The organism is Mycobacterium pinniadriaticum, from assembly GCF_026242045.1.
Classification (GTDB): domain Bacteria; phylum Actinomycetota; class Actinomycetes; order Mycobacteriales; family Mycobacteriaceae; genus Mycobacterium; species Mycobacterium pinniadriaticum.
The window spans coordinates 24,322-46,568 of sequence record NZ_JAPJDO010000026.1 but is presented as its reverse complement, the minus strand read 5'-3'; the positions used below and the strand labels follow the sequence as shown (position 1 = coordinate 46,568).

The 22,247-nt window shown below is 67.9% G+C and carries 24 protein-coding genes; 17 read left to right on the top strand and 7 right to left on the bottom strand.

Annotated elements, in window-relative coordinates; genetic code table 11:
* The first annotated feature begins 101 nt into the window (after positions 1-101).
* The 8 genes from ORI27_RS23450 to ORI27_RS23415 are packed head-to-tail and all read left to right on the top strand — an operon-like array spanning position 102 to position 6,747.
* The gene (locus ORI27_RS23450; RefSeq protein WP_265999466.1) at positions 102-1,469 is read left to right on the top strand and encodes a glutamyl-tRNA reductase; all 1,368 of its coding nucleotides are present in this window, start codon (positions 102-104) and stop codon (positions 1,467-1,469) included.
* 26 nt (positions 1,470-1,495) lie between these two features.
* Positions 1,496-2,455 carry a hydroxymethylbilane synthase gene (gene hemC / locus ORI27_RS23445; RefSeq protein WP_265999514.1) on the top strand — a complete coding sequence of 320 codons (960 nt, stop codon included), beginning with the start codon at positions 1,496-1,498 and terminating at the stop codon, positions 2,453-2,455.
* Positions 2,456-2,459: 4 nt separating this feature from the next.
* A complete protein-coding gene (locus ORI27_RS23440; protein ID WP_265999465.1) occupies positions 2,460-4,121 on the top strand; it encodes a bifunctional uroporphyrinogen-III C-methyltransferase/uroporphyrinogen-III synthase in 1,662 nt (553 codons plus the stop codon).
* A gap of 15 nt (positions 4,122-4,136) precedes the next feature.
* The gene (gene hemB, locus ORI27_RS23435) at positions 4,137-5,126 is read left to right on the top strand and encodes a porphobilinogen synthase (protein WP_265999464.1); all 990 of its coding nucleotides are present in this window, start codon (positions 4,137-4,139) and stop codon (positions 5,124-5,126) included.
* Positions 5,123-5,545: a hypothetical protein gene (locus ORI27_RS23430; protein ID WP_265999463.1), complete on the top strand. Its 423-nt coding sequence runs from the start codon at positions 5,123-5,125 to the stop codon at positions 5,543-5,545. Before hemB ends, ORI27_RS23430 begins: the two co-directional genes overlap by 4 nt.
* A gap of 20 nt (positions 5,546-5,565) precedes the next feature.
* Positions 5,566-5,961, top strand: coding sequence for a hypothetical protein (locus ORI27_RS23425; RefSeq protein ID WP_265999462.1), 396 nt, complete (start codon positions 5,566-5,568; stop codon positions 5,959-5,961).
* Complete coding sequence (locus ORI27_RS23420; protein WP_265999461.1) at positions 5,954-6,460, top strand: DUF3093 domain-containing protein; 507 nt, start codon at positions 5,954-5,956, stop codon at positions 6,458-6,460. The genes ORI27_RS23425 and ORI27_RS23420 overlap by 8 nt, the downstream gene beginning before the upstream one ends.
* Positions 6,457-6,747 (top strand): cytochrome c-type biogenesis protein, encoded by a 291-nt coding sequence (locus ORI27_RS23415; protein WP_407666406.1) that lies wholly within the window; start codon positions 6,457-6,459, stop codon positions 6,745-6,747. Before ORI27_RS23420 ends, ORI27_RS23415 begins: the two co-directional genes overlap by 4 nt.
* Here ORI27_RS23415 and ORI27_RS23410 read toward each other — a convergent pair.
* Positions 6,704-7,849, bottom strand: a complete 1,146-nt coding sequence (locus ORI27_RS23410; RefSeq protein WP_265999460.1) for an amidohydrolase family protein — start codon at positions 7,847-7,849, stop codon at positions 6,704-6,706. The genes ORI27_RS23415 and ORI27_RS23410 overlap by 44 nt on opposite strands.
* 222 nt (positions 7,850-8,071) lie before the next feature.
* Here ORI27_RS23410 and ORI27_RS23405 point away from each other — a divergent pair, with 222 nt between their 5' ends.
* The 4 genes from ORI27_RS23405 (at position 8,072) to ORI27_RS23390 (ending at position 12,572) form a co-directional block, all read left to right on the top strand.
* Positions 8,072-8,761: a GOLPH3/VPS74 family protein gene (locus ORI27_RS23405; RefSeq protein WP_265999459.1), complete on the top strand. Its 690-nt coding sequence runs from the start codon at positions 8,072-8,074 to the stop codon at positions 8,759-8,761.
* A gap of 135 nt (positions 8,762-8,896) precedes the next feature.
* Positions 8,897-11,008, top strand: coding sequence for a heavy metal translocating P-type ATPase (locus ORI27_RS23400; RefSeq protein WP_265999458.1), 2,112 nt, complete (start codon positions 8,897-8,899; stop codon positions 11,006-11,008).
* A 120-nt stretch (positions 11,009-11,128) separates the two neighbouring features.
* On the top strand, positions 11,129-11,992 hold the full coding sequence (locus ORI27_RS23395; protein WP_265999457.1) for an oxygenase MpaB family protein: 864 nt from the start codon (positions 11,129-11,131) through the stop codon (positions 11,990-11,992).
* Positions 11,985-12,572, top strand: coding sequence for a TetR/AcrR family transcriptional regulator (locus ORI27_RS23390; protein ID WP_265999456.1), 588 nt, complete (start codon positions 11,985-11,987; stop codon positions 12,570-12,572). The genes ORI27_RS23395 and ORI27_RS23390 overlap by 8 nt, the downstream gene beginning before the upstream one ends.
* Before the next feature lie 64 nt (positions 12,573-12,636).
* On the opposite strand, the gene ORI27_RS23385 is transcribed toward ORI27_RS23390, so the two are convergent.
* The 3 genes from ORI27_RS23385 to ORI27_RS23375 all read right to left on the bottom strand — a co-directional run bounded on the left by ORI27_RS23385 (position 12,637) and on the right by ORI27_RS23375 (position 15,574).
* Positions 12,637-13,983, bottom strand: coding sequence for an MBL fold metallo-hydrolase (locus ORI27_RS23385; RefSeq protein WP_265999455.1), 1,347 nt, complete (start codon positions 13,981-13,983; stop codon positions 12,637-12,639).
* Positions 13,984-14,031: 48 nt separating this feature from the next.
* Positions 14,032-14,802: a sulfite exporter TauE/SafE family protein gene (locus tag ORI27_RS23380; protein ID WP_265999454.1), complete on the bottom strand. Its 771-nt coding sequence runs from the start codon at positions 14,800-14,802 to the stop codon at positions 14,032-14,034.
* A 391-nt stretch (positions 14,803-15,193) separates the two neighbouring features.
* On the bottom strand, positions 15,194-15,574 hold the full coding sequence (locus tag ORI27_RS23375) for a nitroreductase family deazaflavin-dependent oxidoreductase (protein WP_265999512.1): 381 nt from the start codon (positions 15,572-15,574) through the stop codon (positions 15,194-15,196).
* Between the two features lie 22 nt (positions 15,575-15,596).
* Here ORI27_RS23375 and ORI27_RS23370 point away from each other — a divergent pair, with 22 nt between their 5' ends.
* Positions 15,597-15,992 (top strand): nitroreductase/quinone reductase family protein, encoded by a 396-nt coding sequence (locus ORI27_RS23370; RefSeq protein WP_265999453.1) that lies wholly within the window; start codon positions 15,597-15,599, stop codon positions 15,990-15,992.
* Here the strand turns inward: ORI27_RS23370 and ORI27_RS23365 are convergent.
* The 3 genes from ORI27_RS23365 to ORI27_RS23355 are packed head-to-tail and all read right to left on the bottom strand — an operon-like array spanning position 15,973 to position 18,748.
* Positions 15,973-16,494: a NifU family protein gene (locus ORI27_RS23365; protein WP_265999452.1), complete on the bottom strand. Its 522-nt coding sequence runs from the start codon at positions 16,492-16,494 to the stop codon at positions 15,973-15,975. The genes ORI27_RS23370 and ORI27_RS23365 overlap by 20 nt on opposite strands.
* A 20-nt stretch (positions 16,495-16,514) precedes the next feature.
* Positions 16,515-18,467 (bottom strand): ferrous iron transporter B, encoded by a 1,953-nt coding sequence (feoB, locus tag ORI27_RS23360; RefSeq protein ID WP_265999451.1) that lies wholly within the window; start codon positions 18,465-18,467, stop codon positions 16,515-16,517.
* Positions 18,464-18,748, bottom strand: coding sequence for a FeoA family protein (locus tag ORI27_RS23355; RefSeq protein WP_265999450.1), 285 nt, complete (start codon positions 18,746-18,748; stop codon positions 18,464-18,466). Before ORI27_RS23355 ends, feoB begins: the two co-directional genes overlap by 4 nt.
* A gap of 111 nt (positions 18,749-18,859) precedes the next feature.
* Here ORI27_RS23355 and hemL point away from each other — a divergent pair, with 111 nt between their 5' ends.
* From hemL to ORI27_RS23335, 4 genes are read left to right on the top strand one after another with little or no spacing between them, the layout of a single operon-like run.
* Positions 18,860-20,179, top strand: a complete 1,320-nt coding sequence (gene hemL / locus ORI27_RS23350; RefSeq protein ID WP_265999449.1) for a glutamate-1-semialdehyde 2,1-aminomutase — start codon at positions 18,860-18,862, stop codon at positions 20,177-20,179.
* Positions 20,176-20,784 carry a histidine phosphatase family protein gene (locus tag ORI27_RS23345; RefSeq protein ID WP_265999448.1) on the top strand — a complete coding sequence of 203 codons (609 nt, stop codon included), beginning with the start codon at positions 20,176-20,178 and terminating at the stop codon, positions 20,782-20,784. Before hemL ends, ORI27_RS23345 begins: the two co-directional genes overlap by 4 nt.
* Positions 20,781-21,377: a TlpA disulfide reductase family protein gene (locus tag ORI27_RS23340; RefSeq protein WP_265999447.1), complete on the top strand. Its 597-nt coding sequence runs from the start codon at positions 20,781-20,783 to the stop codon at positions 21,375-21,377. Before ORI27_RS23345 ends, ORI27_RS23340 begins: the two co-directional genes overlap by 4 nt.
* The gene (locus tag ORI27_RS23335; RefSeq protein ID WP_265999446.1) at positions 21,374-22,153 is read left to right on the top strand and encodes a cytochrome c biogenesis CcdA family protein; all 780 of its coding nucleotides are present in this window, start codon (positions 21,374-21,376) and stop codon (positions 22,151-22,153) included. Before ORI27_RS23340 ends, ORI27_RS23335 begins: the two co-directional genes overlap by 4 nt.
* The last annotated feature ends 94 nt before the right edge of the window (positions 22,154-22,247 follow it).

Sequence of the window (22,247 nt, the reverse complement as noted above, 5' to 3'; positions counted from 1 at the left end):
TCTGGAATTTGGCCAGCCGCCTGCGCAGCGTTTACCGTGGAAGTAAGTTTCACTAACGGAGCATTCCGTGACAGCAAGGGAGCGGGCCAGGTGATCGTGCCGTGAGCGTGCTGCTCTTCGGGGTGTCGCATCGCAGCGCTCCGGTATCGGTTCTCGAACAGTTGTCGACCGATGATTCCGACCAGGTCAAGATCATCGATCAGGTGCTGCAGTCGCCGCTGGTGACCGAGGCGATGGTGCTCTCGACCTGCAACCGGGTCGAGGTGTACGCGGTGGTCGACGCCTTCCACGGCGGCCTGTCGGCGATCGGCCAGGTATTGGCCGACCACTCCGGGATGTCGATGGGCGATCTGACCAAGTACGCCTACGTCCGCTACAGCGAGGCGGCCGTCGAGCATCTCTTCGCCGTCGCCAGCGGCCTGGACAGCGCGGTGATCGGCGAGCAGCAGGTACTCGGCCAGGTCCGCCGCGCGTATGCCAACGCCGAGACGAACAAGACCGTCGGCCGCGTCCTGCACGACCTGGCTCAGCGTGCCCTGTCGGTGGGTAAGCGCGTGCATTCCGAGACGGCGATCGACGCCGCCGGTGCCAGCGTGGTGTCGGTGGCTCTCGACATCGCCGGGACTCGACTGACCGGCCTGGCTGGGCGCAACGCGACCGTCGTCGGTGCCGGATCGATGGGTGGGCTGTCGGTCGCGCATCTGCTGCGGGCCGGGATCACCCATATCGACGTCGTCAATCGCTCCCTGCCCCGCGCGCAGCGGCTGGCCGAGAACATCCGCCAGCAAGGAGCCACCGCGCGGGCGCTGACCCTGGAGGAGTTGCCGGCCGCGCTGGCCGCCGCCAATGTGGTGGTCAGCTGCACCGGCGCGGTCCGCCCGGTGGTGTCGCTCGCCGACGTGCATCACGCACTGGCCAGTACCCGCCGTGACGAGACCGCCGATGAGCTGGTGTTCTGCGACCTCGGTATGCCCCGCGACGTCGACCCCGCCGTTGCCGGACTGCCCGGTGTCTCGGTCATCGATATGGATCGGGTGCAGCGGGAGCCCTCCGCCCGGGCCGCGGCCACCGACGCCGAAGCCGCCCGCCAGATCGTCGCCGCCGAAGTTGCCAGTTACCTGACCGGCCAGCGGATGTCCGAGGTCACGCCGACCGTCACCGCGCTTCGCCAGCGCGCCGCCGACGTCGTCGAGGCTGAGCTGTTGCGGCTGGACAACCGGCTGCCGGGCTTGGACAACGCCCAGCGCGACGAGGTTGCCCGCACCGTCCGCCGGGTGGTCGACAAGCTGCTGCACGCCCCGACGGTACGGGTCAAGCAGCTGGCCAGCGCTCCCGGTGGGGACAGCTACGCCGAGGCGTTGCGGGAACTCTTCGAACTCGATCCACAGGCCGTCGACGCCCTTGCCGCAGGTGAATTGCCTCTGCGGGCAACGGAATTCGATCAGGGCCGAACCGACGGTACCGGGTAGCGCGGTTGGCCGGCAGCAAAGACGCCGTGATCCGGATCGGTACCAGGGGCAGCCTGCTGGCGACAACGCAGGCCGGGAGCATCAGGGACCAACTCATCGAGCGCGGGCATCGCGCGGAACTGGTCATCATCAGCACCGAGGGTGATCGGTCGGACAAGCCGGTCGCCGAGATCGGGGTGGGGGTGTTCACCGCCGCGCTGCGCGAAGCCATCGGCGACGGCCGCGTCGATATGGCGGTGCACTCGTACAAGGATTTGCCGACGGCTCCCGACGAGCGCTTCGTGATCGCCGCGGTCCCGCGCCGGGAGGACGCCCGCGACGCCCTGGTCGCGCGCGACGGGATGGTGCTGGGGGAGTTGCCGGCGGGGTCGGTGATCGGCACGAGCTCCGTGCGGCGGGCCGCACAGCTTAGAGCACTGGGTCTCGGTTTGGAAATCCGCCCCCTAAGAGGCAACCTAGATACCAGGTTGAACAGGGTAAGCAGCGGTGATCTCGACGCCATCGTGGTTGCCCGGGCGGGCCTGGCCCGTCTCGGACGACTCGGCGATGTCACCGAGACGCTGGAGCCGGTGCAGATGTTGCCAGCGCCGGCTCAAGGTGCGCTCGCGGTCGAGTGCCGCGCCGGCGACACCGAGCTCGCGGCGCTGTTGGGAGAGTTGGACGATCCCGACACCCGCGCCGCGGTCACCGCCGAGCGAGTCCTGCTGGCCGAACTGGAGGCGGGTTGTTCCGCACCGGTGGGCGCGATCGCCGAAGTGGTCGAGTCCATCGATGACGACGGCCGCGTCTTCGACGAGTTGTCACTGCGCGCATGTGTGGCGGCAGCAGACGGATCCGACGTGATCCGCGCGTCCGGTATCGGATCACCCGGCCGGTCCGCAGAGCTGGGGCTCTCGGTGGCCGCGGAGTTGTTCGAGCTCGGCGCGCGCGAGGTCATGTCGGCACAGACTCCGCAAGGACAAGAAGGCGGAGTAGAGCGGGAGTGAAGCGATGACTGGGCATGTGAGCGGTCGGGGACGTAAGGCGAAGCCGGGACGCATCACGTTCGTCGGCTCGGGGCCAGGTGACCCCAATCTGTTGACGACGCGCGCCCGTACCGTTTTGGCCAATGCCGCTCTGGTGTTCACCGACCCGGACGTGCCGCAGGCCGTGCTGGGTGTCGTCGGCACCGACCTGCCGCCCGCGGTCGGCCCCGCCCCGGCACGCGACGGCGGTCCCGCGGACGGACACGACGAAACCGCCCCTCCGGTGGTCTCCGTCGGCCCGGATATCCGGCCGGCGCTCGGCGACCCGGCCGAGGTGGCCAAGACTTTGGTCACCGAGGCCAAGGCGGGCTTCGACGTGGTGCGGCTGGTCGCCGGTGATCCGCTGTCGATTGACTCGGTCATCACCGAGGTCAACGCGGTGGCCCGGGCCCACGCCGAGTTCGAGATCGTTCCCGGGCTGCCCGCCACCAGCGCGGTGCCGACCTATGCCGGCCTGCCGCTGGGGTCGGCGCATACCGTCGCCGATGTGCGCGGCGAGGTGGACTGGGCGGCCCTGGCGGCCGCGCCCGGCCCGCTGATCCTGACCGCCAACGCCACCCACCTACCGGAGGCGGCGCGCACCCTGATCGAGTACGGCCTGGCCGAGGGCACCCCCTGCGTGGTCACGTCGAACGGCACCACCTGTGCCCAGCGGTCGGTCGAGACCACCTTGGCGGGGCTGACCGACCGCGCCACCCTGGCGTGCAACAGCGATCCGGCCGGTCCGCTGACCGGCACCCTGGTGGCCACCGTCGGCAAGACCGTGGCGCACCGCGCCAAGCTGAACTGGTGGGAGAGCCGGGCCCTGTACGGCTGGACCGTCCTGGTGCCGCGCACCAAGGATCAGGCCGGCGAGATGAGTGACAGGCTGGTCGGCCACGGCGCGCTGCCCATCGAGGTGCCCACCATCGCCGTCGAGCCGCCGCGCAGCCCGGCCCAGATGGAAAGGGCTGTCAAGGGTTTGGTCGACGGCCGCTTTCAATGGGTAGTGTTCACCTCGACCAACGCGGTGCGCGCGGTGTGGGAGAAGTTCGGCGAATTCGGGCTCGACGCCCGGGCGTTTTCCGGGGTGAAGATCGCCTGCGTGGGTGAGTCGACCGCCGACCGGGTGCGCGCCTTCGGCGTGAGCCCCGAGCTGGTGCCCTCCGGCGAGCAGTCCTCGCTGGGGCTGCTCGACGAATTCCCGGAGTACGACGACATATTCGATCCGGTCAACCGGGTGCTGCTGCCGCGTGCCGATATCGCCACCGAGACGCTGGCCGAAGGTCTGCGCGACCGTGGCTGGGAGATCGAGGATGTCACCGCGTATCGCACCGTGCGCGCGGCACCGCCGCCGGCGGAGACCCGCGAGATGATCAAGACCGGCGGTTTCGACGCGGTCTGCTTCACCTCCAGCTCCACGGTTCGCAATCTCGTCGGCATCGCCGGCAAGCCGCACGCCCGCACGATCGTGGCGTGCATCGGACCGAAGACCGCGGAGACGGCGGCCGAGTTCGGCTTGCGGGTGGATGTTCAGCCCGAGACGGCCGCGGTCGGTCCGCTGGTCGATGCGCTGGCCGAGCATGCCGCGCGGCTGCGTGCCGAAGGTGCATTGCCGCCGCCGCGCAAGAAGAGCCGACGCCGCTAGCGACGAACAGAAGGCATGACCTTGCCCGGTTATCCACGACAGCGCCCGCGTCGGCTGCGATCAACCCCGGCGTTGCGTCGGATGGTGGCCGAAACCTCCTTGGAGCCCAGACATCTGGTTCTTCCCATGTTCGTTGCCGACGGGATATCGGAATCGCGGCCCATTGCTTCCATGCCGGGTGTGCACCAGCACACCCGCGAGTCGCTGCGGCGCGCGGCGGAGCAGGCCGTCAAGGCTGGTGTCGGCGGGCTGATGTTGTTCGGGGTGCCCCGTGAGACCGACAAGGACGCCATGGGCTCCTGCGGCGTGGATCCGGACGGCGTCCTCAACGTCGCCCTGCGCGACCTGACCAAAGACCTCGGCGATGACGCCGTGTTGATGGCCGACACCTGTCTCGACGAGTTCACCGATCACGGACACTGTGGCGTGCTCGACTCGCGCGGCCGGGTCGACAACGACGCGACCAATTCTCAGTACGTCAAACTTGCCGTGGCTCAAGCGGAATCAGGTGCACGCGTGGTCGGGCCCAGCGGCATGATGGACGGCCAGGTGGCGGCGATCCGCGACGGACTGGACGCGGCGGGGTTCACCGACGTGCTGATCCTGGCCTATGCCGCCAAGTTCGCCTCAGCGTTCTACGGCCCGTTCCGCGAGGCGGTGGCCTCGAGTCTGCAGGGTGATCGGCGTACCTATCAGCAGGACAGCGGCAACGCCCGGGAAGCTCTCCGCGAGATCGCCCTCGACCTCGATGAGGGCGCCGACATCATCATGGTCAAACCCGCCATGGCCTACCTGGATGTCGTGCGCGCGGCCGCCGACGTCTCGCCGGTCCCGGTGGCCGCCTACCAGGTGTCGGGGGAGTACGCGATGATCAGCGCCGCCGCGGCCAACGGGTGGATCGACGGTCGGGCCGCTGCGCTGGAATCGCTGACCAGCATCCGGCGTGCCGGCGCCGATATCGTCCTGACGTATTGGGCGGCCGACGTCGCGGGCTGGCTCGCGTGACCCAGCAGCCGCCAACCGGGGCGCCCGCGCGTCCAGCCGATGTCGACACCGGGTTCTGGCTGTGGCTGACCGCCCTGCCGTTGATGGTGATCGGCTATCTCGTGGACGCCTACTTCGCCGCGAGCAAGCACTCTTCGATCATGGTGATCGGTGTCAGCGTGCTGGCCGCGTTGACGATGGGCGCCCTGGTCGTCACGTTCCTGTTCCTGATGCGGTCCGGGTACCGCTGGACCCGCACGTTGCTGACCGGCGGTGGGGTGGCGACCGTGGTATACACGGCGGCCAGTTTGTTCAGCACCGAGCGGGAGACCGTGCAGGCGGTGATCTTCGCGGTCACCGGCATCGTCGGGTCGGTGCTGATCATGGGCGGCATCTTTCTGTTGCACCGGCAGGACGCCCAAGGGTTCTTCACCAAGTGAACCGATAGGCTGGCCCGACCATGTCCGCATCCCAACCCAGGCCCCGTGTCGTCTCGATCGCCTTCTGGTGCTGGCTGGCGGCGGCAATCCTGCTGATCATGGGTGGCCTGCTCCTGGTGTTCTCGCAGGCCCACGTGCCGGTCGTCTTCCGGGGCGCCGGCGTGCTGTGGATTCTCAGCGGCGCGCTGTTGAGCTTCCTGGCCGGCCGGGCCCGCAACGGCGACACCCGGTTCCGTCGCGCTGCCGTCGCGCTGTCGCTCGCGCTCACTGTGGCGTTGGCCTTGTTCGCGGTGCTGACCAGCGGTGTGGTGTGGCTGTTCGTGCTGGTCTTGCTGATGGTCGCCGGGGTTCTGGTGATGCGGCCGTCGGCGCAGCAGTGGTACCTGCCGCCCGATTCGCCGGAGTCCGATGCCTGACGACGAGCTGCCCGAGCAGCCCGAACGGCTGTTCTTCGAAAACGGCGCCAGTTGGTACTGGCTGCTGGCCGGCCCGGTGTCGGCGATCGCGATGTTGCTGATTCAGATCAAGGGCGGGGTGGGCTTCCAGCCTGTGGTACCGCTGATCTTCCTGGTGCTCGTGACGGGATTTCTGGGGCTGCAGGTCAAGGCCGCCCGGATCCACACCAGCGTCGAACTCACCCGGGATGCCCTGCGGGAGGGCACCGAGGTCACCCCGATCAGCACCATCGTGGCGGTGTTCCCGGAGGCGCAGCACTCGGTGAAGTCCCGCGAGCCCTTGGAGAAGTGGCAGTCGGCGCGGGCGCTGGGCGAATTGTCGGGAGTGCCCCGCGGTCGTACCGCAATCGGCGTCGAGCTCAGTGGCAAGCGGACCGCGCAGGCCTGGGCGCGTAACCATCGGGGCTTGCGCACCGCGCTCACCGACCTGGTCGAGGGCCGGACGGCGAGCGCTCGGTGAGGCATTTCATCCAGCTGATGCTGGCCGTGCCGGCACTGGTCGGCGGCGTGATCACCGGCCTGCAATCGCGCGACCTGGTGTTCGTGGCGCCGGTCGCCGACGGTCAGCCGACGACGACGTCGGTCGTCTACGACCCCCCGATGATGCTGTTGACCTGGGTGTTGATCACCGCGGCCGGGGTGCTGGCGGTTCTGGGCGTGGCGGGTCTGGTTCGGGCCAGGCGCGCCCGTGCCGTTCCCGTGCTCAAAACACCCGCGTCTGTCCCTCCAGCACCGGAACCGTCGTAGGCAGCTTGTAGGTCTGCACGCCGTTGCGCCACATCACCGCGTCGCGGGCGTGTTCGGGTAGGTGTTTGACCAGCCAGCGTGGGTCGTCGAAGGTCCAGTGCGGGTAGTCGGAGGAGAACAGCAGGATCTTTTCGCATTCCATCCACTCGAAGGCCCGCAGGAGTTCGGTCTTGTCCTCGGGGTAGTCCAGTGGCTGGGTGGTGAATTTGATGTGGTCCTTGACGTACTCGGACGGTTTGCGCTTGATGTCCATCCAGGGCTTACGTGCCTCGTAGATGGCGTCCATCCGCCACATCAGCGGCAGGATCCAGTTGAAGGCGTGCTCGACGAACACGATGCGCAGGGTGGGGTAGCGGTCGAACACCCCGTCGAAGACCAGGCTCATCACCTGGTTGGCCGCCAGCAGCGAGTAGCTGACCATGAAATCGTGGTTGTAGCTGGGCAAGCCGACCGGTGGGATCGGGAGCGTTTCGTACTTGCCGCGGCCCAGATGACAGCTGACGGTGATGTCGTGTTTGGTGGCGGCCTGCCAGATCGGGTCGTATTGCGGGTCGCCCCATGAGGGCCGGGGTTCGGCCTTGATCAGGATCTGGGACATGTACGGGTGGCCGGCCCACTTCTCGATCTCGCGGGCAGCGCCGACCGGGTCCTCGATGGCCACCGAGATCGATCCGCGCCAGCGTTCGTGCCAGTTGTTGCGGCTGTCCAGCCAGTGCGCGTCCAGCCAGAGGTTGGTCGCGATGGCCGAGGCCTGCGCCGCGTCGGCTATCCGGTGACCGGCAGCCAACGGCTCCAGGATGGCGATGTCGGCGCCCGCATCCATGATCAACTGACGAAATGCCAGGTCAGGGTCGCTTCCGGCGAATTCGCCGTCGTCCGGGAAGGTATCGGTGCGCATCGCGTAGGCATGCGCGTAGTCGGGGGCGTCGTAGTAGATCTGTTCACCGACCGGGTGCGAGAGGAAGTACTTCGTGCGCCAGGGTTCGGGTATGTAGTCGAGGAGCACCCCACGCCGCGGAACCGGATGCACATCGGAATCGACGCACCGCACCGCCATGTGTTCGGTCGGAGCGGACCGCTGCTCGTTGTGCGTCAGAGTCATCGGAGGTCATCTCTCCCTCATCGGTGTCTTCATTGTCCCACCGAAACCGCGTCGCTGGAACGAAGGCAACAAATGAGGTAGTGCCCTACTTACGTCATTTGCCGGCTTATGCGCCAGAGTTGGTGCAACTGAGCGGCGGGGCTCAGCTGGGGTCAATCTCAAACTCGTTCTGCGACAAGCTGATATCTGTGGCGACGCGCGAAGGCGGGGACGAGGAGGGGGATGGAACGCGTGGGCGGCTTGTCGTGCGGGTCCTCGACCGTGCCGCCGACGCTGCACGGTCAGCTGTTCCTGCTCGCCTTCGACCCCAAGCAGGGGACATTCGACGGTCACGACCCTGCTTTGTTCGGGCTGGCCCTGCGAGCGGCGATGCTGACCGATCTGCAGCTGAGCGGTTACCTGGTCGAACGCGGGGGCCGGGCGGTGCCCGGCAAGGCGGCGAGTCCCGACGATCCCATCCTTCGAGCAGAGTTTGCCCAGGTCGGGGTCCACAATCGAGCGACCTGGGCGCAGCTGGTCGCCGGGAACGCGCACGAGGCGATCACAGCGGTGCGCGAGCAGTTGGTCGCGGCCGGCTGGTTGCGCCCCGGCCGGAACAGGGTGCTCGGGGTGCCGGCCGGGAATCTCGAACCGTATGACGCGTGCCGTGTCGCCGCATTGGCCGACGACGTCGGTGGTGCGCTGCGCAATGCGATCGCCGGATTCCCGGCCGAGCCGTGGTTGTTGGCGGCCGGATTGTTGGCCGCCCTTGCCGGGTTGCCCGGTCTGGGGGATCCCGGCGACGACCCGGAGCGGCGGTATCGACTGCAGGAGTTGGCGCGGGACGTCTGCGCGCCCATCTCTGGCCTGGTCGAAGCAATCGGAGGTCATCGCGAGAACATCGGCGCAGAGGTGGCAGGCGGGTCGCCATGACGGGCCGCGAGCGTCGGCACCTGCGCCCGGTTCCGGAACCGGACGATCCGGAGACACCGGACGAGGACATCGGCGTGTTGTTGTGCGAGGCGAAAATCTACTGGACATCATACCCCCTAGGGGTATAGTCGGGGTATGACGACAACCGACCTTCAGTTGAGCGGCATGAGCTGCGCGTCCTGCGCATCGAAGATCGAGCGCGGCCTCAACGGCCTGGAGGGTGTGCACGCCACGGTGAATTTCGCCGTCGAGCGCGCGCACGTCGACCACGGGCCGCAGGTCTCCGAGCACGACCTGATCCATGCCGTGGAATCCACCGGCTACCACGCTTCGGTGATCGACCATTCCGGCCACGGTCACGACCATATGAACCACGACGTCCCAACCGAGCAGCTGCGCCCCCGGCTCATCGGCTCGGCGGTGCTGGCGGTGCCCGTGGTCGCGCTGTCGATGGTGATGCCGTGGCAATTCCCAGGCTGGCCGTGGCTGGTGCTGGTGCTGACGACCCCGATCGTGTTCTGGGGTGGCTATCCGTTCCACAAGGCCGCTTTGAGCAGCGCGCGACATGGATCGTCGACCATGGACACCCTGGTATCGCTGGGCACCCTGGCCGCCTATCTGTGGTCGGTGTACGCGGTGGTGACCGGCGCGGCAGCTCACGGGCAAGGCCACGTGTACTTCGAAGTCGCGGCGGCCGTGACGGTGTTCCTGCTGGCCGGCCGGTATGCCGAAGCGAAGGCCAAGCGGTCGGCGGGGTCTGCCCTGCGCGCGCTGCTGTCGCTGGGCGCCAAAGACGCCACGGTTGTACGCGACGACGGCGAGGTCCGGATCCCGGTGGGCGAGTTGGAGGTCGGCGACGTGATCGTGGTGCGCCCCGGTGAACGGGTGGCCACCGACGGCGTCGTCGTGGACGGGGCCTCCGCGCTGGACATGTCGGCGATGACGGGTGAATCGGTGCCCGTCGACGTGCGGGCCGGCGCCGAGGTGCTCGGCGGCGCGGTCAACACCTATGGCCGGATCATGGTGCGCGCCTTACGAGTTGGAGCAGACACTCAGCTGTCCCGGATGGCCCGGATGGTCGCCGATGCGCAGAGCGGGAAGGCGTCGATCCAGCGATTGGCCGATCGGGTGTCGGCGGTCTTCGTGCCGGTGGTGCTGGCCATCGCGCTGATCACGCTGGTCGCCTGGCTGGTGGCCGGCGGGCCCGTCACGGCGGCCTTCACCGCCGCGGTGGCCGTGCTGATCATCGCCTGCCCCTGTGCGCTGGGCCTCGCGACACCGACCGCGATCCTGGTCGGCACGGGCCGCGGCGCTCAACTCGGAGTGCTGATCAAGGAACCGCAGGTCCTCGAGACCGTCACCGGCATCGACGCCGTCGTGCTGGACAAGACCGGGACGGTGACCACCGGCACGATGTCGGTGGCCGCCGTCGAGGCCGAATCCGGCGCTGACGCCGACACCGTCTTGGCGCGGGCGGCCGCCGTCGAGTCCGCCTCCGAGCATCCGGTGGCCGCCGCGATCGTGGCCGCCGCGCGGGAGCGGGGCCTGCGGGTACCGGCGGTCAGTGACTTCGCCAACGATCCCGGCACCGGGGTCAGCGGTGTCGTCTCTCGCGTGACGGTGCGGGTGGCCCGCGCCTCCGACGATGATGGACGTACCAGCGTGGCGGTCAGCTGGGAGGGCGGCCAACACGGGGTGATCCGGCTGGTCGACGCGGTCAAGCCGACCAGCGCCGAGGCCATCGCGGAACTGAAGTCCATGGGCATCACCCCGATCCTGCTCACCGGGGACAACCCGGCGGTGGCCGCGCGGGTGGCGGAGGAGGTGGGCATCGCCGCCGAGAACGTCATCGCGGGTGTGCTGCCCTCGGAAAAGGCGGACGTGATCGCGCGTTTGCAGGCCGAGGGGCGAAAGGTCGCCATGGTCGGCGACGGTGTCAACGATTCGGTGGCCCTGGCCACCGCTGATGTCGGCATGGCGATGGGGACCGGCACCGATGCCGCGATCGAGGCCGGCGACATCACGCTGGTCCGCGGCGACCTGCGAACCGTTCCGACCGCGCTGCGGCTGTCGTCGCGCACGCTGCGGATCATCAAGCAGAACCTGTTCTGGGCGTTCGGCTACAACGTCGCGGCCATTCCACTGGCCGCGCTGGGCCTGTTGAACCCGATGATCGCCGGCGCGGCGATGGCATTCTCGTCGGTGCTGGTGGTGACCAACAGCCTGCGGCTCAAGCGTTTCGCCTAACTGCCGCGAAACCGACAATTCGCCGGGAAAGTGCGAGTAGATCGCACCATTTCGTCGATCTCGGTGATGCTCGTCACGAAAAGGTTGGTACAAAGTTCAGAATCTGTAACACTGTTTCACATGACGGATCTCGCCGAATCCCACCCCGCCACCGATGCCCTGCCGTTGGGACCGCAGTCCCTGGTGTGGCGCTATTTCGGCGACAACCGGATGTTCCTGATCGGGCCGCGGCCGGCAGTCCTGCAGAACATGCTGGCCGAACTCGGCCAAGGCGTGCTCGACCACTCGGTGTTCTTCGCCGACACCGCGGCCCGCGTCAAGCGGTCGCTGCCGCCCATCTTCATGACCGTCTACGGCAGCGACGACGACAACGCCGGAAGCCGGGTCCGCGACTTCCACCACACCATCAAGGGCGACATGCCCGATGGCGGCCGCTACCACGCGCTGGATCCCGACACGTATTTCTGGGCGCATGCCACCTTCTTCGATCAGGCCCTCTATTTCGCCGACACCTTCGTCAAACGGCTCTCGCGCGCCGAGAAGGAACAGATGTATCTGGAGTCCAAGACGTGGTACCGCCGCTACGGCGTCAGTGACCGCCCGATGCCCGCCGACTACGCCGAGTTCGAGCGCTACTGGGACCGGATGATCACCGAGGTGCTGGTGCCTCATTCGACGGCCAAATACGGCGTCGGCTATGTCACCAAGGGATTCCCGCGCCCCAAGGCGGTCAAGCCGTGGGTGTGGCGGCTGGTCTCACCGGTGTTCAATCCCCTGGCCGCGTTCCTGACCACCGGCGGGATGCCGCCACACACCCGCGAGCTGCTCGGCCTGCCCTGGAGCGAGCGCAAGGAACGCAACTACCAGCGCTTCGCGGCGTTCTGGCGCTCGCGTCCGGTCAATTGGGTGTGGGATCTTCTGCCGATGAAGGTCCGCTACAACGGCTATGCCAGAGCGGGTTTCGCGCGGGCGGGGCATGCCTGACCAGGCGACCGAAGCGATTCTCGACGCCGCGCTCGTCGAGTTCGATCAGCATGGAATCCGCCGGGTCGCCCTCGATGACGTCGCTCGCCGGGCCGGGGTGAGCCGGACGACGATCTACCGGCGCTTCGCCAACAAGGATGACCTGGTGTCGGCGGTGGTGGACCGGGAAAACGCGCGGTTGTTCGCCGATATCGCCGAAGAACTCAAAGCCAAACGCCCACAATCGAACTACTACGTCGAAGCATTCACGCAGGCCATCCTGCGCGGCAGAAAGCACCGCGTGCTCAACCGGATGGTTCACGACGAGCCCGCACTGACCCTGGAGCTGGCCCGCCGCCACTACGCGGCCGCGGTGCGGCGCATCGAGGCGGCGCTGTACGTGATCTTCCCGCCCGGCTTCGCCGAGCGGATCGGGCCCCAGGCCGTCCACGAACTGGCCGACAACATCTGGCGGTACGCGATCATGGTGACCCTGCTGCCCAGCCCGGATCCGATCGAAACCGAGGACGATATCCGGGCTTTCGCCACCAAGCACTTCCTGCCCAGCCTGCCCGAAGCACTGCGTGCCGTCCCCGTCTAGGTGACGGCCACGCCAGCGTCGCAGAGCACGATGGCGCCGGGATTGCACAGGCCGGGTACGCGCTTCAGGTGGTGAGGTTGCGCTTGACGGCGTTGTCGAACTGGTCATCCACGAGCACCACGGCGCGTTCGGGAGACTCGATGAGTGATGCGGCGATCGACGCCCGGTACCCCGATCCGCAGTGCACCCAGACCTGGCCCACGGGGATCTCCTCCAGACGAGCCGTCAACTCGTGGAGGGGAACGTTGATGGCGTCGTGGACGTGACCATCGGCGTACTCGTGGGACTCTCGCACGTCGAGAACGGTGAGGCCGGCGACACCGCGTACGGCGGCGAGATCGGTGAAGTCAGCAACCCGATAGTTCGCCAACCTCGCACCGTCGGCGAGGCCGCCGATGTCGCCGGCGGCCGAGCCGGTGATGTTGTCGACACCGATGCGACACAGTTCGCGGCGCGCGTCGAGGATTTGGTCGGCGTCCTCACCGATCAGAGTCAGTGGTGCGCCCCATGAGTACAGCCACCCCAGATAGGTGACGAACTGGGTGGACAGTTCGAAGCCTTTCGTTCCGGCGAGATGCCCTGCAGCGAAGGCGGTTCGGGATCGAAGGTCGATGACCCATTCTCCGGCGTCGATGCGGCCGCGCAGTTCGGCGGCGTTGATGGGTTCGGGCAGCGACAGGTCGACGGGGGCGGGGCCGTCGGCGTTGATGACGCCCATGTGTGCGTAGTAGGCGGGGTAGGCGTGCAGGCCGGCAATGAGGTCGTCGACGTAGGTCTGTTCGTCGTTGGTCAGCGCCGGATTTGTGGTGCGTTGCTCGGCGATCGTCGACGAGTCGCCGCTGGCAGGGCTGGCCGAGCAGAAGCTACCGAACCCGTGGGTGGGATAGACCTGCACGTCGTCGGGGAGTTCAGCGGCCAGACGTCGCACGGAGTGGAATTGCGCATGGGTCAACTCTTCGGTGTACTCGGCGCCGATCAGGTCGGTGCGGCCGGTGGTGCCATGCAGCATCGAACCGCCGGAAAACACCCCGACCGCCGCCCCGGACGCGTCGTGTAGGACGTAGCTGAGGTGATGGTGGGTGTGTCCAGGGGTGTGTAGCGTCTGAAAGCGGAACGGCCCGGCATCGATGACGTCGCCGTCGTTGACGGGGCGCCGATCGTAGGCCACCGCATCACCTGCGGCCACCACGTATTCGGCGCCGACCGTGCGCGCCAACTCGAGACCGCCGGTGATGTAGTCGTTATGCAGATGGGTTTCCAGCACGTGGGTGATCGTGACGTCCTGAACCTTGGCGAGGGCGAGCACGCGGTCGATGTCGCGTTGCGGATCGATGACGGCTGCCACGCCGTCCTGGCTCACCAGGTAGCTGCGGTCCCCCAGCCCCGAGGTTTCGATGACGGTCACATTCATGTTGGTTCCTCCAATCGAAATATGTTGTGCGGCTGAGAACATCCTGATTCAGCGCAGCCAGAGGGTGTCTACGACGATGAATGCGGCGACCGCGAAGACCAGAACGGCGAACCACCGTCGCAGGCGGTTGGTGTCCAGCCGCGTGCCCAGGTGCCCTGCGACGAGCGACGCGACGATCGCGGTGCCGGCGAACCCTGCCGCGACACCCCAGTCGATGTGCAGCCGGTGCAGGTGCGAGACGACGCCTGCCGCCGAATTGGCCACGATGATCAACAGTGAGGTGCCCACGGCGATCGGCATCTCGACGCCGAGCATCAACACCAGCGCCGGGATGATGAGGAATCCGCCTCCCACGCCGAACAGGCCGGTCAGCAGTCCCACGGCCAGGCCTGCCGGGATGGAGCGTGGGGCGCACCGCCGCCAGTCGATGCCGCCGACGGTGTCACACGCTATCCCGGTGGGCCCGCCCTCGCGCAACATGCGAATCCCCGCGAACACCATCACCGTTGCGAAGCCCAGCAGCAGTGCCGACTGCGGCAGATGCGATCCGATCGCGGACCCGGCGAAGGTGGCCGGGATGCCCGCAACAGCAAACACGGTGGCCAGGCGCCACTCGACCTGGCCGGCACGAACTTTCGGCAGTGCACCTACTGCGGACGCGGCACCGATCACGATGAGTGATACCGGGATCGCCTGACCCATATCGAGACCTACGGCGTACACCAGCGCCGGTACGGCCAGGATGGACCCGCCGCCACCCAACAGGCCCAGCAGAACCCCGATGAGCGCACCAAACACCAGGGAGATGGCGATCGTCACAGCGGTCGGGTCTCGTCATGGCGGATCGGGGCGGTCACGGCGAGACGCTGAGCACAGCGGTCACGGCGCACAACCGCTTGGCTTGCGTCGTCGGCCGGGGTCGTCGAAATGGCCGGGGATGGCACGAGGACTTCTCCTTTCACTGCGCAGAAATGCGAGCCGGGCGTCGGTCAGGCCATCGCAGCGCGATGACCGTTCCAGTTCGGAGTGCTCAACAGCTTTGACCCGGCTTTGACCCGCGCGGTCTCCGGCCGAGGGCGAGTGAGCCTGTCCATGTATACCCCATTGGGTATGGATCAATCAGGTGCACCCGTGTAGTCCGTGGGGCACTGCCACCGGCGCAGGGCCTTGGCGGTCACGGACCCGCCGTCGTGCCAGCCCCGGTCGCTGCTCAGGAGCGGGTCAGCAGCACCGCGTTCTCGAACGGCAATCTCTTGAAGATCGGTCGCCAAGATCCCGAAACATGAGGGGCGGCTTCGGCTTTGGTCACCATCCGCGGATTGCTGACGGTGAAGGTCCGGCCATAACGCTTGAGTCGCCCGCCGCCCGCGGCGGTGATGTTCTTCAGCCAGTCCCGGTTCGGCCCGTACGTCAGCAGGATCGCCACCCCGTCGTCGGTGGTGAACACCGTCAATGGAGTGCGGTATTCGGCGCCGGAACGGCGACCGACGTGTTCGAGGATTCCCATGGTCGGAACGAAGCCGGCCCACAACCGCTGCACCGGATTGGTGACATGCCGGTTGAACCTGGCCAACCATTGCGGTAGCTGCATCACCCAATCAAACTCTCAAGACATGGCCTATCTCAAGCCTCCGTGGTTCACCGTGAAGGTGTTCAACAAGATCGCGATGGCCACCGGGCTGTCGGGCACCGAGACCCTCACGGTGACGGCCCGCACCACCGGTCACGAGCAGAAGATCCCGGTGATCACCGTCGAGGTGGACGGCACCCGGTACCTGGTGTCCACCCGCGGCGAGTCGCAGTGGGTGAAGAATGTGCGCGCCAACCCGGCGGTCGGCGTGGCCACCAAGTCCGGTTCGGCGCGGTTCACCGCGGCTGAGCTGCCGGTTGCCGAGCGTGCGCCGGTGCTGCAGGCCTACCGGGTCAAGGCGGGCAAGACCGTCGACGGCTACTTCGCCAAGCTGCCCGATCCGGCCGACCACCCGGTGTTCAGCCTGACACCGGCCTAACCCTCAGATTGATCCGTCCGTTGTGCGATTCCAGCTCGACCAGGTCGGGGCAGTGGCGGCGCAGCTCGCCAACCAGACGGTGACGCAACGTATGTTCGGCGGCCGGGCAGCTCTCACAGGCGCCACCCAGCCGAATCGTCACCGCGTCGCCGACCCGCTCGGCGGCCACGGATCCACCGTGGGAGCGGACGAATTCGCCCGGGCCTCCGTTCAGTAGCTCAGCGGTCACCAGCTCCAGAATCTCGCCGGGTGCGGGCTCGATCGTCCACCCTGCCGGCTCCGCCAGCGCCGCCCGCAGCGCTTTGTGAATCGCCGATCCCATGTCGCGCCAGGACAACCCGTCGCGCAGCCACAACCACACCGCGGTGGGGTCAACCAGCCCGTCGGTCAAGGCGCCATCGGCGAACCTTCGGCCAAGCTCGCCCGGGGCGTCGACGACTCGGCCGGCCGCAAGACCATCGGTGTGGGTCACCCAGCGCACCGCTTGCGGTTCGCCGGTCACCCGTTCAGCGTGCAACGCAATCACCACACCGTCGCCACGATGGTCCGGGTCGCCAGCGCCAGCACCCAGGCCAGCGCGAACATGTACGCCCAGGCGATAGCCGGCCATTTCCACGAGCCCGTCTCGCGGCGCAGCACACCCACCGTCGACATGCACTGCAGCGCGAACATGAAGAACACCAACAACGCCGCGATGGTCGGCGCGTCGAACAGCAGTCGGCCCGCGTCCGGCCCGCTCTGCACCCGCATCGACCGCAGTGATTCGGTGGGGTCTTCGGGGTCTTGGGCCGCGGCCACCTGGCCTAGGGTGGCGACGAAGGTTTCCCGGGCGGCCAGCGAGGAGAGCACACCGATGTTGATCCGCCAGTCGAAGCCCAACGGCGCGAAGACCGGCTCGATGGCGCGACCGACCGATGCCCCGTACGAGTGGTCGAGCACATACGACGACACCGCCGAGTGGTCGGATGTGTCGACTCCCGCGGCCGTCATCTCGGCTTCGTGGCGAACCGGCAGGTTGAGCAGGATCCACAAGATCACGGTTGTGGCCAGGATGATCGACGACACCTTGCGCAGGAAGGCCGACGCCGCCGTCCATACCTCGGCGATCACGGTCCGCAGTCGGGGCACCTGGTAGGGCGGCATCTCCATGTAGAACGGCAGCAGCGCGGCCCGTCGTGAAGTGAACCGTTTGAAGATCGCGGCGACAACCATCGCCGACACCGCGCCCAGCAGGTACAGCACGAACATCAGCACGCCACGCGCACTGAACGGTCCAACCCTCGAGTCCGCACTCAGCAGCATGCTGATGAGCAGGATGTAGACCGGCAGCCGTGCCGAACACGTCATCAACGGTGCGCCCATCATCGTCGCCAGCCGATCCTTGGCCGACGGCAACGACCGGGTCGCCATGATCCCCGGGATCGCGCACGCGACCGAGGAGAGCAGCGCCACGAATGCCCGGCCTTCGAGCCCGGCCCGCGCCATCACCCGGTCCATCAGGAATGCCGCGCGGGCCAGGTAACCGGTGCCCTCCAGCAGAGCGATGAGGATGAACAGCAGCGCGATCTGCGGAACGAACACCAGCACGCTGCCGACACCGCCGATGACGGCCTCGGAGAGGAACGCCGACAGCCAGGAGACATGGACGTAGGTGGTGACGAGATCGCCGAGCCAGCCGAAGAATTGCGCGACATAGTCCTGCAACGGCGCGGCGACGGTGAAGATCGTTTGGAAGAACACGAACATCGTGAGCAGGAAGACGACGGTGCCCGCCACCGGGTGCAGCAACACGGCGTCGATGCGCCGGGTGCGGTGGTCGAGGTCCGGAACTCGGTAGCCGGCCGTTGCCAGCACGGAGTCCACCCATCCGGTCACTTCGTCGGTATCGGTGGGTGGCAACACCACCGGGCTGCTCCATGACTTGACGTCGGCCATCGTGGCGCGCAGTCGTTCCACGCCGTCGCGGTGCCCACCTACCACCGGGATGATGGGAACTCCCAGGGCCTTCGACAGCGCCGCGACGTCCAGCGTGCCGTGCCGCCGGGCGAGATCGTCGGTGAAGGTCAGCACGACGCACGTCGGCAGGCCGGTTTGCAGCAGTTGGGCCAGCAGTCCCAGCGACCGGCGCAGGGTGGTGGCATTCAGCAGGACCAGCAGGGCGTCGGGGACGTCCACGCGGGTGTTGTGGTGGTCGGTGTCCAGGACGTCGACGACGATCTGTTCGTCCGGGCTGATCGGATCGAGGCTGTAGGTGCCGGGCAGGTCCTCGACGACGACGGTTTCGTGCTCGCTCAGGCGCATCCGGCCTTCGAAGCGGGCCACGGTGACGCCGGGATAATTTCCGGTCTTCGCGTGCAGACCGGTCATTGCGTTGAACAGCGTGGTCTTGCCGGAATTCGGGCTGCCGACGACGGCGAAGCGGGGCAGTCCAACATTGACTGCGGCGGCGCCCCCGCCGTGGTGATGCCCGCTCAACTCACGGGCTCCACGCGGATGCAGCGGGACTGGGCGGTTCGCAACGCGATTTCGTAGTCGCCGACGCGGTAGATCACCGGGTCGCGCAGCGGCGCCCGGCGCACCATGGTGACCTCCCTGCCGGGCACGATCCCCAGATCGAAAAAGCGACGTGCGGTGCTGCCGGCGAGCTCGTCGCGATAGCCGATGACCCTGGCGCGATCGCCCGGCCGCAGATCGGCGAGTGTCACCGCGGCAGCGGTGTCCGATCCGCACGCGGACGCCAGACGACGCCGGCTCATGCGGTCGGAAAGTGAGGACACCCTTAGGAGAATAGCCTTACCGTCCCGGACCCTTCCTGGGAACTACACCCTGTAGTTGAGCATCCCGGTATGCCTGGGACACTGGTGGCCATGAGCAGTACGGACCAGGCCGCCTCGACCGCGGCATCGGCCAGGCTGTTCGCCGACGCCTGCGCGGTCATCCCCGGTGGAGTGAACTCCCCGGTCCGGGCCTTCAACTCCGTCGGCGGTACACCTCGCTACATCACCTCGGCCAACGGCTACTGGCTGACCGACGCCGACGGCAACCGGTTCATCGACCTGGTGTGCTCGTGGGGCCCGATGATCCTGGGTCACGCCCACCCGGCCGTGGTGGAGGCGGTGCAGCGCGCCGCCGCCGACGGGCTGTCGTTCGGCGCGCCCACTCCCGGTGAGACCGAGTTGGCCGCCGAGATCGTCGCCCGGATGAAGCCGGTGCAGCGGGTGCGGTTGGTGAACTCCGGCACCGAGGCCACCATGAGCGCGGTGCGCCTGGCTCGCGGCTTCACCGGCCGCTCGAAGGTGGTCAAGTTCTCCGGCTGCTACCACGGCCACGTCGACGCGCTGCTGGCCGACGCGGGCTCCGGGGTGGCCACGCTGGGCCTGCCGTCGTCGCCGGGCGTCACCGGCGCCACCGCGGCCGACACGATCGTGCTGCCGTATAACGATGTCGAAGCGGTTGAGGAATCCTTCGGCAAGTTCGGTGACACCATCGCCGCGGTGATCACCGAGGCCTGCCCGGGCAACATGGGCGCGGTGCCGCCGCTGCCCGGCTACAACGCCGCCCTGCGGCGCATCACCGCCCAACACGGTGCGCTGCTGATCGTCGACGAGGTGATGACCGGCTTCCGGATGAGCCGAAGCGGTTGGTACGGAATCGATCCCGTCGACGCCGACCTGTTCACCTTCGGCAAGGTGATGAGCGGCGGCCTGCCCGCGGCGGCCTTCGGCGGCCGCACCGACGTGATGGAGCGCCTGGCTCCGCTGGGCCCGGTGTACCAGGCCGGCACACTGTCGGGTAACCCGGTGGCGGTGGCCGCCGGCCTGGCCACCCTGCGCAACGCGGACGACGCGGTGTACGCCGCCCTGGACGCCAACGCCGACCGGCTGGCCGGCCTGCTCACCAACGCGTTGACCGATGCCGGTGTGGCTCATCAGGTTCCGCGCGCCGGGAATTTCCTGTCGGTGTTCTTCACCGACTCGCCGGTCGCCGACTTCGCCGCCGCGCGGGCCAGCGAGACCTGGCGGTTCCCGGCGTTCTTCCACGCCCTGCTCGACGCCGGCGTCTATGCCCCACCGAGCGCCTTCGAAACCTGGTTCGTCTCAGCCGCGCTCGACGACACCGCGTTCGACCGGATCGCCGACGCCCTCCCGGCCGCCGCCCGCGCGGCAGCGGAAGCGAAGCCGTCATGACTGAACGCACAACGGTTCACGTCATGCGCCACGGCGAGGTGCACAACCCCGACGGCATCCTCTACGGGCGCCTGCCCGACTACCACCTTTCCGATCGGGGCCGCGCCCAGGCCGAAGCGGTGGCCAGCTGGCTGGCCACCCGCGACATCGTCTATGTGGTGGCCTCGCCGCTGGAGCGTGCGCAGGAGACCGCCGCGCCGATCGCCGCCCACCACGGCCTGGCGGTCGACACCGACACTGAACTCATCGAGTCGCACAACGTCTTTCAGGGGGAGAGGGTCTCGCCCGGCGACGGCGCCCTGCGCGATCCGCGCAACTGGTGGCACCTGCGCAACCCCCGCCTGCCGTCCTGGGGCGAGCCGTACCGCGAGATCGCGGCGCGGATGAAGGGAGCCGTGGAACGCGCTCGGGTCAAGGGAGCCGGCCACGAGGCGGTCTGCGTCAGCCATCAGCTGCCCGTCGAGACGTTGCGCCGAGCGATGACCGGCGCTCAGTTGCACCACTTCCCGACCCGGCGGCTGTGCAACCTGGCGTCGCTGACGTCGTTCTATTTCGACGGGGATGACTATGTCGGCTGGGGATACACGGAGCTAGCCGGGCGGTGAAGCGACTGTTGGTCCTCGTGGTGGCGGCGATGGTGCTGGCCGGCTGCTCCACCGGCGACGACGCCGTCGCGCAGGGCGGTTCGTTCGAGTTCGTCGCCCCCGGCGGTAAGACCGACATCTTCTACGACCCGCCATCCAGCCGCGGCACCCCGGGACGGATATCGGGTCCCGAGCTGATGGACCCGTCGAAAACGGTGTCGCTGAAAGACTTCGATGGAAAAGTCGTGGTGATCAACGTGTGGGGCCAGTGGTGCGGGCCATGCCGCGCCGAGGCCACTCAGCTCCAGCAGGTCTACGACCAGACTCGTGGGCTTGGCGTGGCCTTCCTCGGTATCGACGTGCGGGACAACGACATCACCGCACCCCAGGACTTCGTCACCGACCGGAAAATCACCTTCCCGTCCATCTACGACCCGGCGATGCGCACCATGATCGCGTTCGGCGGGAAGTACCCCGCGACCGTCATCCCGTCGACGGTCGTCCTCGACCGGGAACACCGGGTGGCCGCGGTGTTCCTGCGCGAGCTGCTGGCCCAGGACCTGCTGCCGGTGGTGCAGCGGCTGGCCGCCGAACCGAAACCGGCTGCGCCATGACCGGTTTCGCGCAGACCGCCGCCGCGGGCCCGTTGCTGCTGGCCCTGGGGGTCTGTGTGCTGGCGGGGCTGGTGTCGTTCGCCTCGCCGTGCGTGGTGCCCCTGGTGCCCGGGTACCTGTCCTATCTCGCCGCGGTCGTGGGCGTCGACGACCTCGACGCGCGCACCGGCCAGGTGGCGGTCAAGGCGCAGCGCTGGCGGGTGGCCGGCTCGGCGCTGCTGTTCGTCGCCGGATTCACCGCGGTGTTCGTGCTGGGCACGGTGGCGGTGCTGGGTATGACCACCACGCTGATCACCAATCAGCTTGTGCTGCAACGGGTCGGCGGGGTGCTGACCATCGTCATGGGCCTGGCGTTCATCGGCTTCATCCCGGCGCTGCAGCGCCAGGCGCGGTTCACCCCGCGCCGGCTCGCCGGCGTAGCCGGTGCCCCGCTGCTCGGCGCGGTGTTCGGGCTGGGCTGGACACCCTGCCTCGGCCCGACGCTGACCGGGGTGATCGCCGTCGCCTCGGCCACCGACGGCGCCAGCGTGGCCCGTGGTGTCGCCCTGGTGATCGCCTACTGCCTGGGCCTTGGCATCCCGTTCGTCCTGTTGGCGCTCGGATCGGGCTGGGCGGTCAACGGATTCGGTTGGCTGCGCCGCCACACCCGGACCATCCAGATCATCGGCGGCGTACTGCTGATCGCCGTCGGACTGGCGCTGGTCAGCGGGGTCTGGAACGACTTCATCTCCTGGGTGCGTGACGCCTTCGTCTCCGACGTGAGGTTGCCGATTTGACGACGACCGCACCGCGAGCAGACGCAGAATCGCCCAAAACCGGCCGCTTCGGCGCGATTCTGCGTCTGCTCGGCAGGCAGGTGCGCACCCTCTG

Excerpts from the sequence above, each read along its gene's own strand:
- ORI27_RS23440 (WP_265999465.1), top strand. The coding sequence starts at position 2,460 with ATGACTGGGCATGTGAGCGGTCGGGGACGTAAGGCGAAGCCGGGACGC.
- hemL (WP_265999449.1), top strand. The coding sequence starts at position 18,860 with ATGAGCAGTACGGACCAGGCCGCCTCGACCGCGGCATCGGCCAGGCTG.
- ORI27_RS23335 (WP_265999446.1), top strand. The coding sequence starts at position 21,374 with ATGACCGGTTTCGCGCAGACCGCCGCCGCGGGCCCGTTGCTGCTGGCC.
- ORI27_RS23405 (WP_265999459.1), top strand. The coding sequence starts at position 8,072 with ATGGAACGCGTGGGCGGCTTGTCGTGCGGGTCCTCGACCGTGCCGCCG.
- ORI27_RS23385 (WP_265999455.1), bottom strand. The coding sequence starts at position 13,983 with ATGAATGTGACCGTCATCGAAACCTCGGGGCTGGGGGACCGCAGCTAC.
- ORI27_RS23390 (WP_265999456.1), top strand. The coding sequence starts at position 11,985 with ATGCCTGACCAGGCGACCGAAGCGATTCTCGACGCCGCGCTCGTCGAG.
- hemB (WP_265999464.1), top strand. The coding sequence starts at position 4,137 with ATGACCTTGCCCGGTTATCCACGACAGCGCCCGCGTCGGCTGCGATCA.
- ORI27_RS23425 (WP_265999462.1), top strand. The coding sequence starts at position 5,566 with ATGTCCGCATCCCAACCCAGGCCCCGTGTCGTCTCGATCGCCTTCTGG.
- ORI27_RS23355 (WP_265999450.1), bottom strand. The coding sequence starts at position 18,748 with ATGAGCCGGCGTCGTCTGGCGTCCGCGTGCGGATCGGACACCGCTGCC.
- ORI27_RS23370 (WP_265999453.1), top strand. The coding sequence starts at position 15,597 with ATGGCCTATCTCAAGCCTCCGTGGTTCACCGTGAAGGTGTTCAACAAG.
- ORI27_RS23375 (WP_265999512.1), bottom strand. The coding sequence starts at position 15,574 with ATGCAGCTACCGCAATGGTTGGCCAGGTTCAACCGGCATGTCACCAAT.
- ORI27_RS23410 (WP_265999460.1), bottom strand. The coding sequence starts at position 7,849 with ATGACTCTGACGCACAACGAGCAGCGGTCCGCTCCGACCGAACACATG.
- ORI27_RS23345 (WP_265999448.1), top strand. The coding sequence starts at position 20,176 with ATGACTGAACGCACAACGGTTCACGTCATGCGCCACGGCGAGGTGCAC.
- ORI27_RS23420 (WP_265999461.1), top strand. The coding sequence starts at position 5,954 with ATGCCTGACGACGAGCTGCCCGAGCAGCCCGAACGGCTGTTCTTCGAA.
- ORI27_RS23395 (WP_265999457.1), top strand. The coding sequence starts at position 11,129 with ATGACGGATCTCGCCGAATCCCACCCCGCCACCGATGCCCTGCCGTTG.
- ORI27_RS23400 (WP_265999458.1), top strand. The coding sequence starts at position 8,897 with ATGACGACAACCGACCTTCAGTTGAGCGGCATGAGCTGCGCGTCCTGC.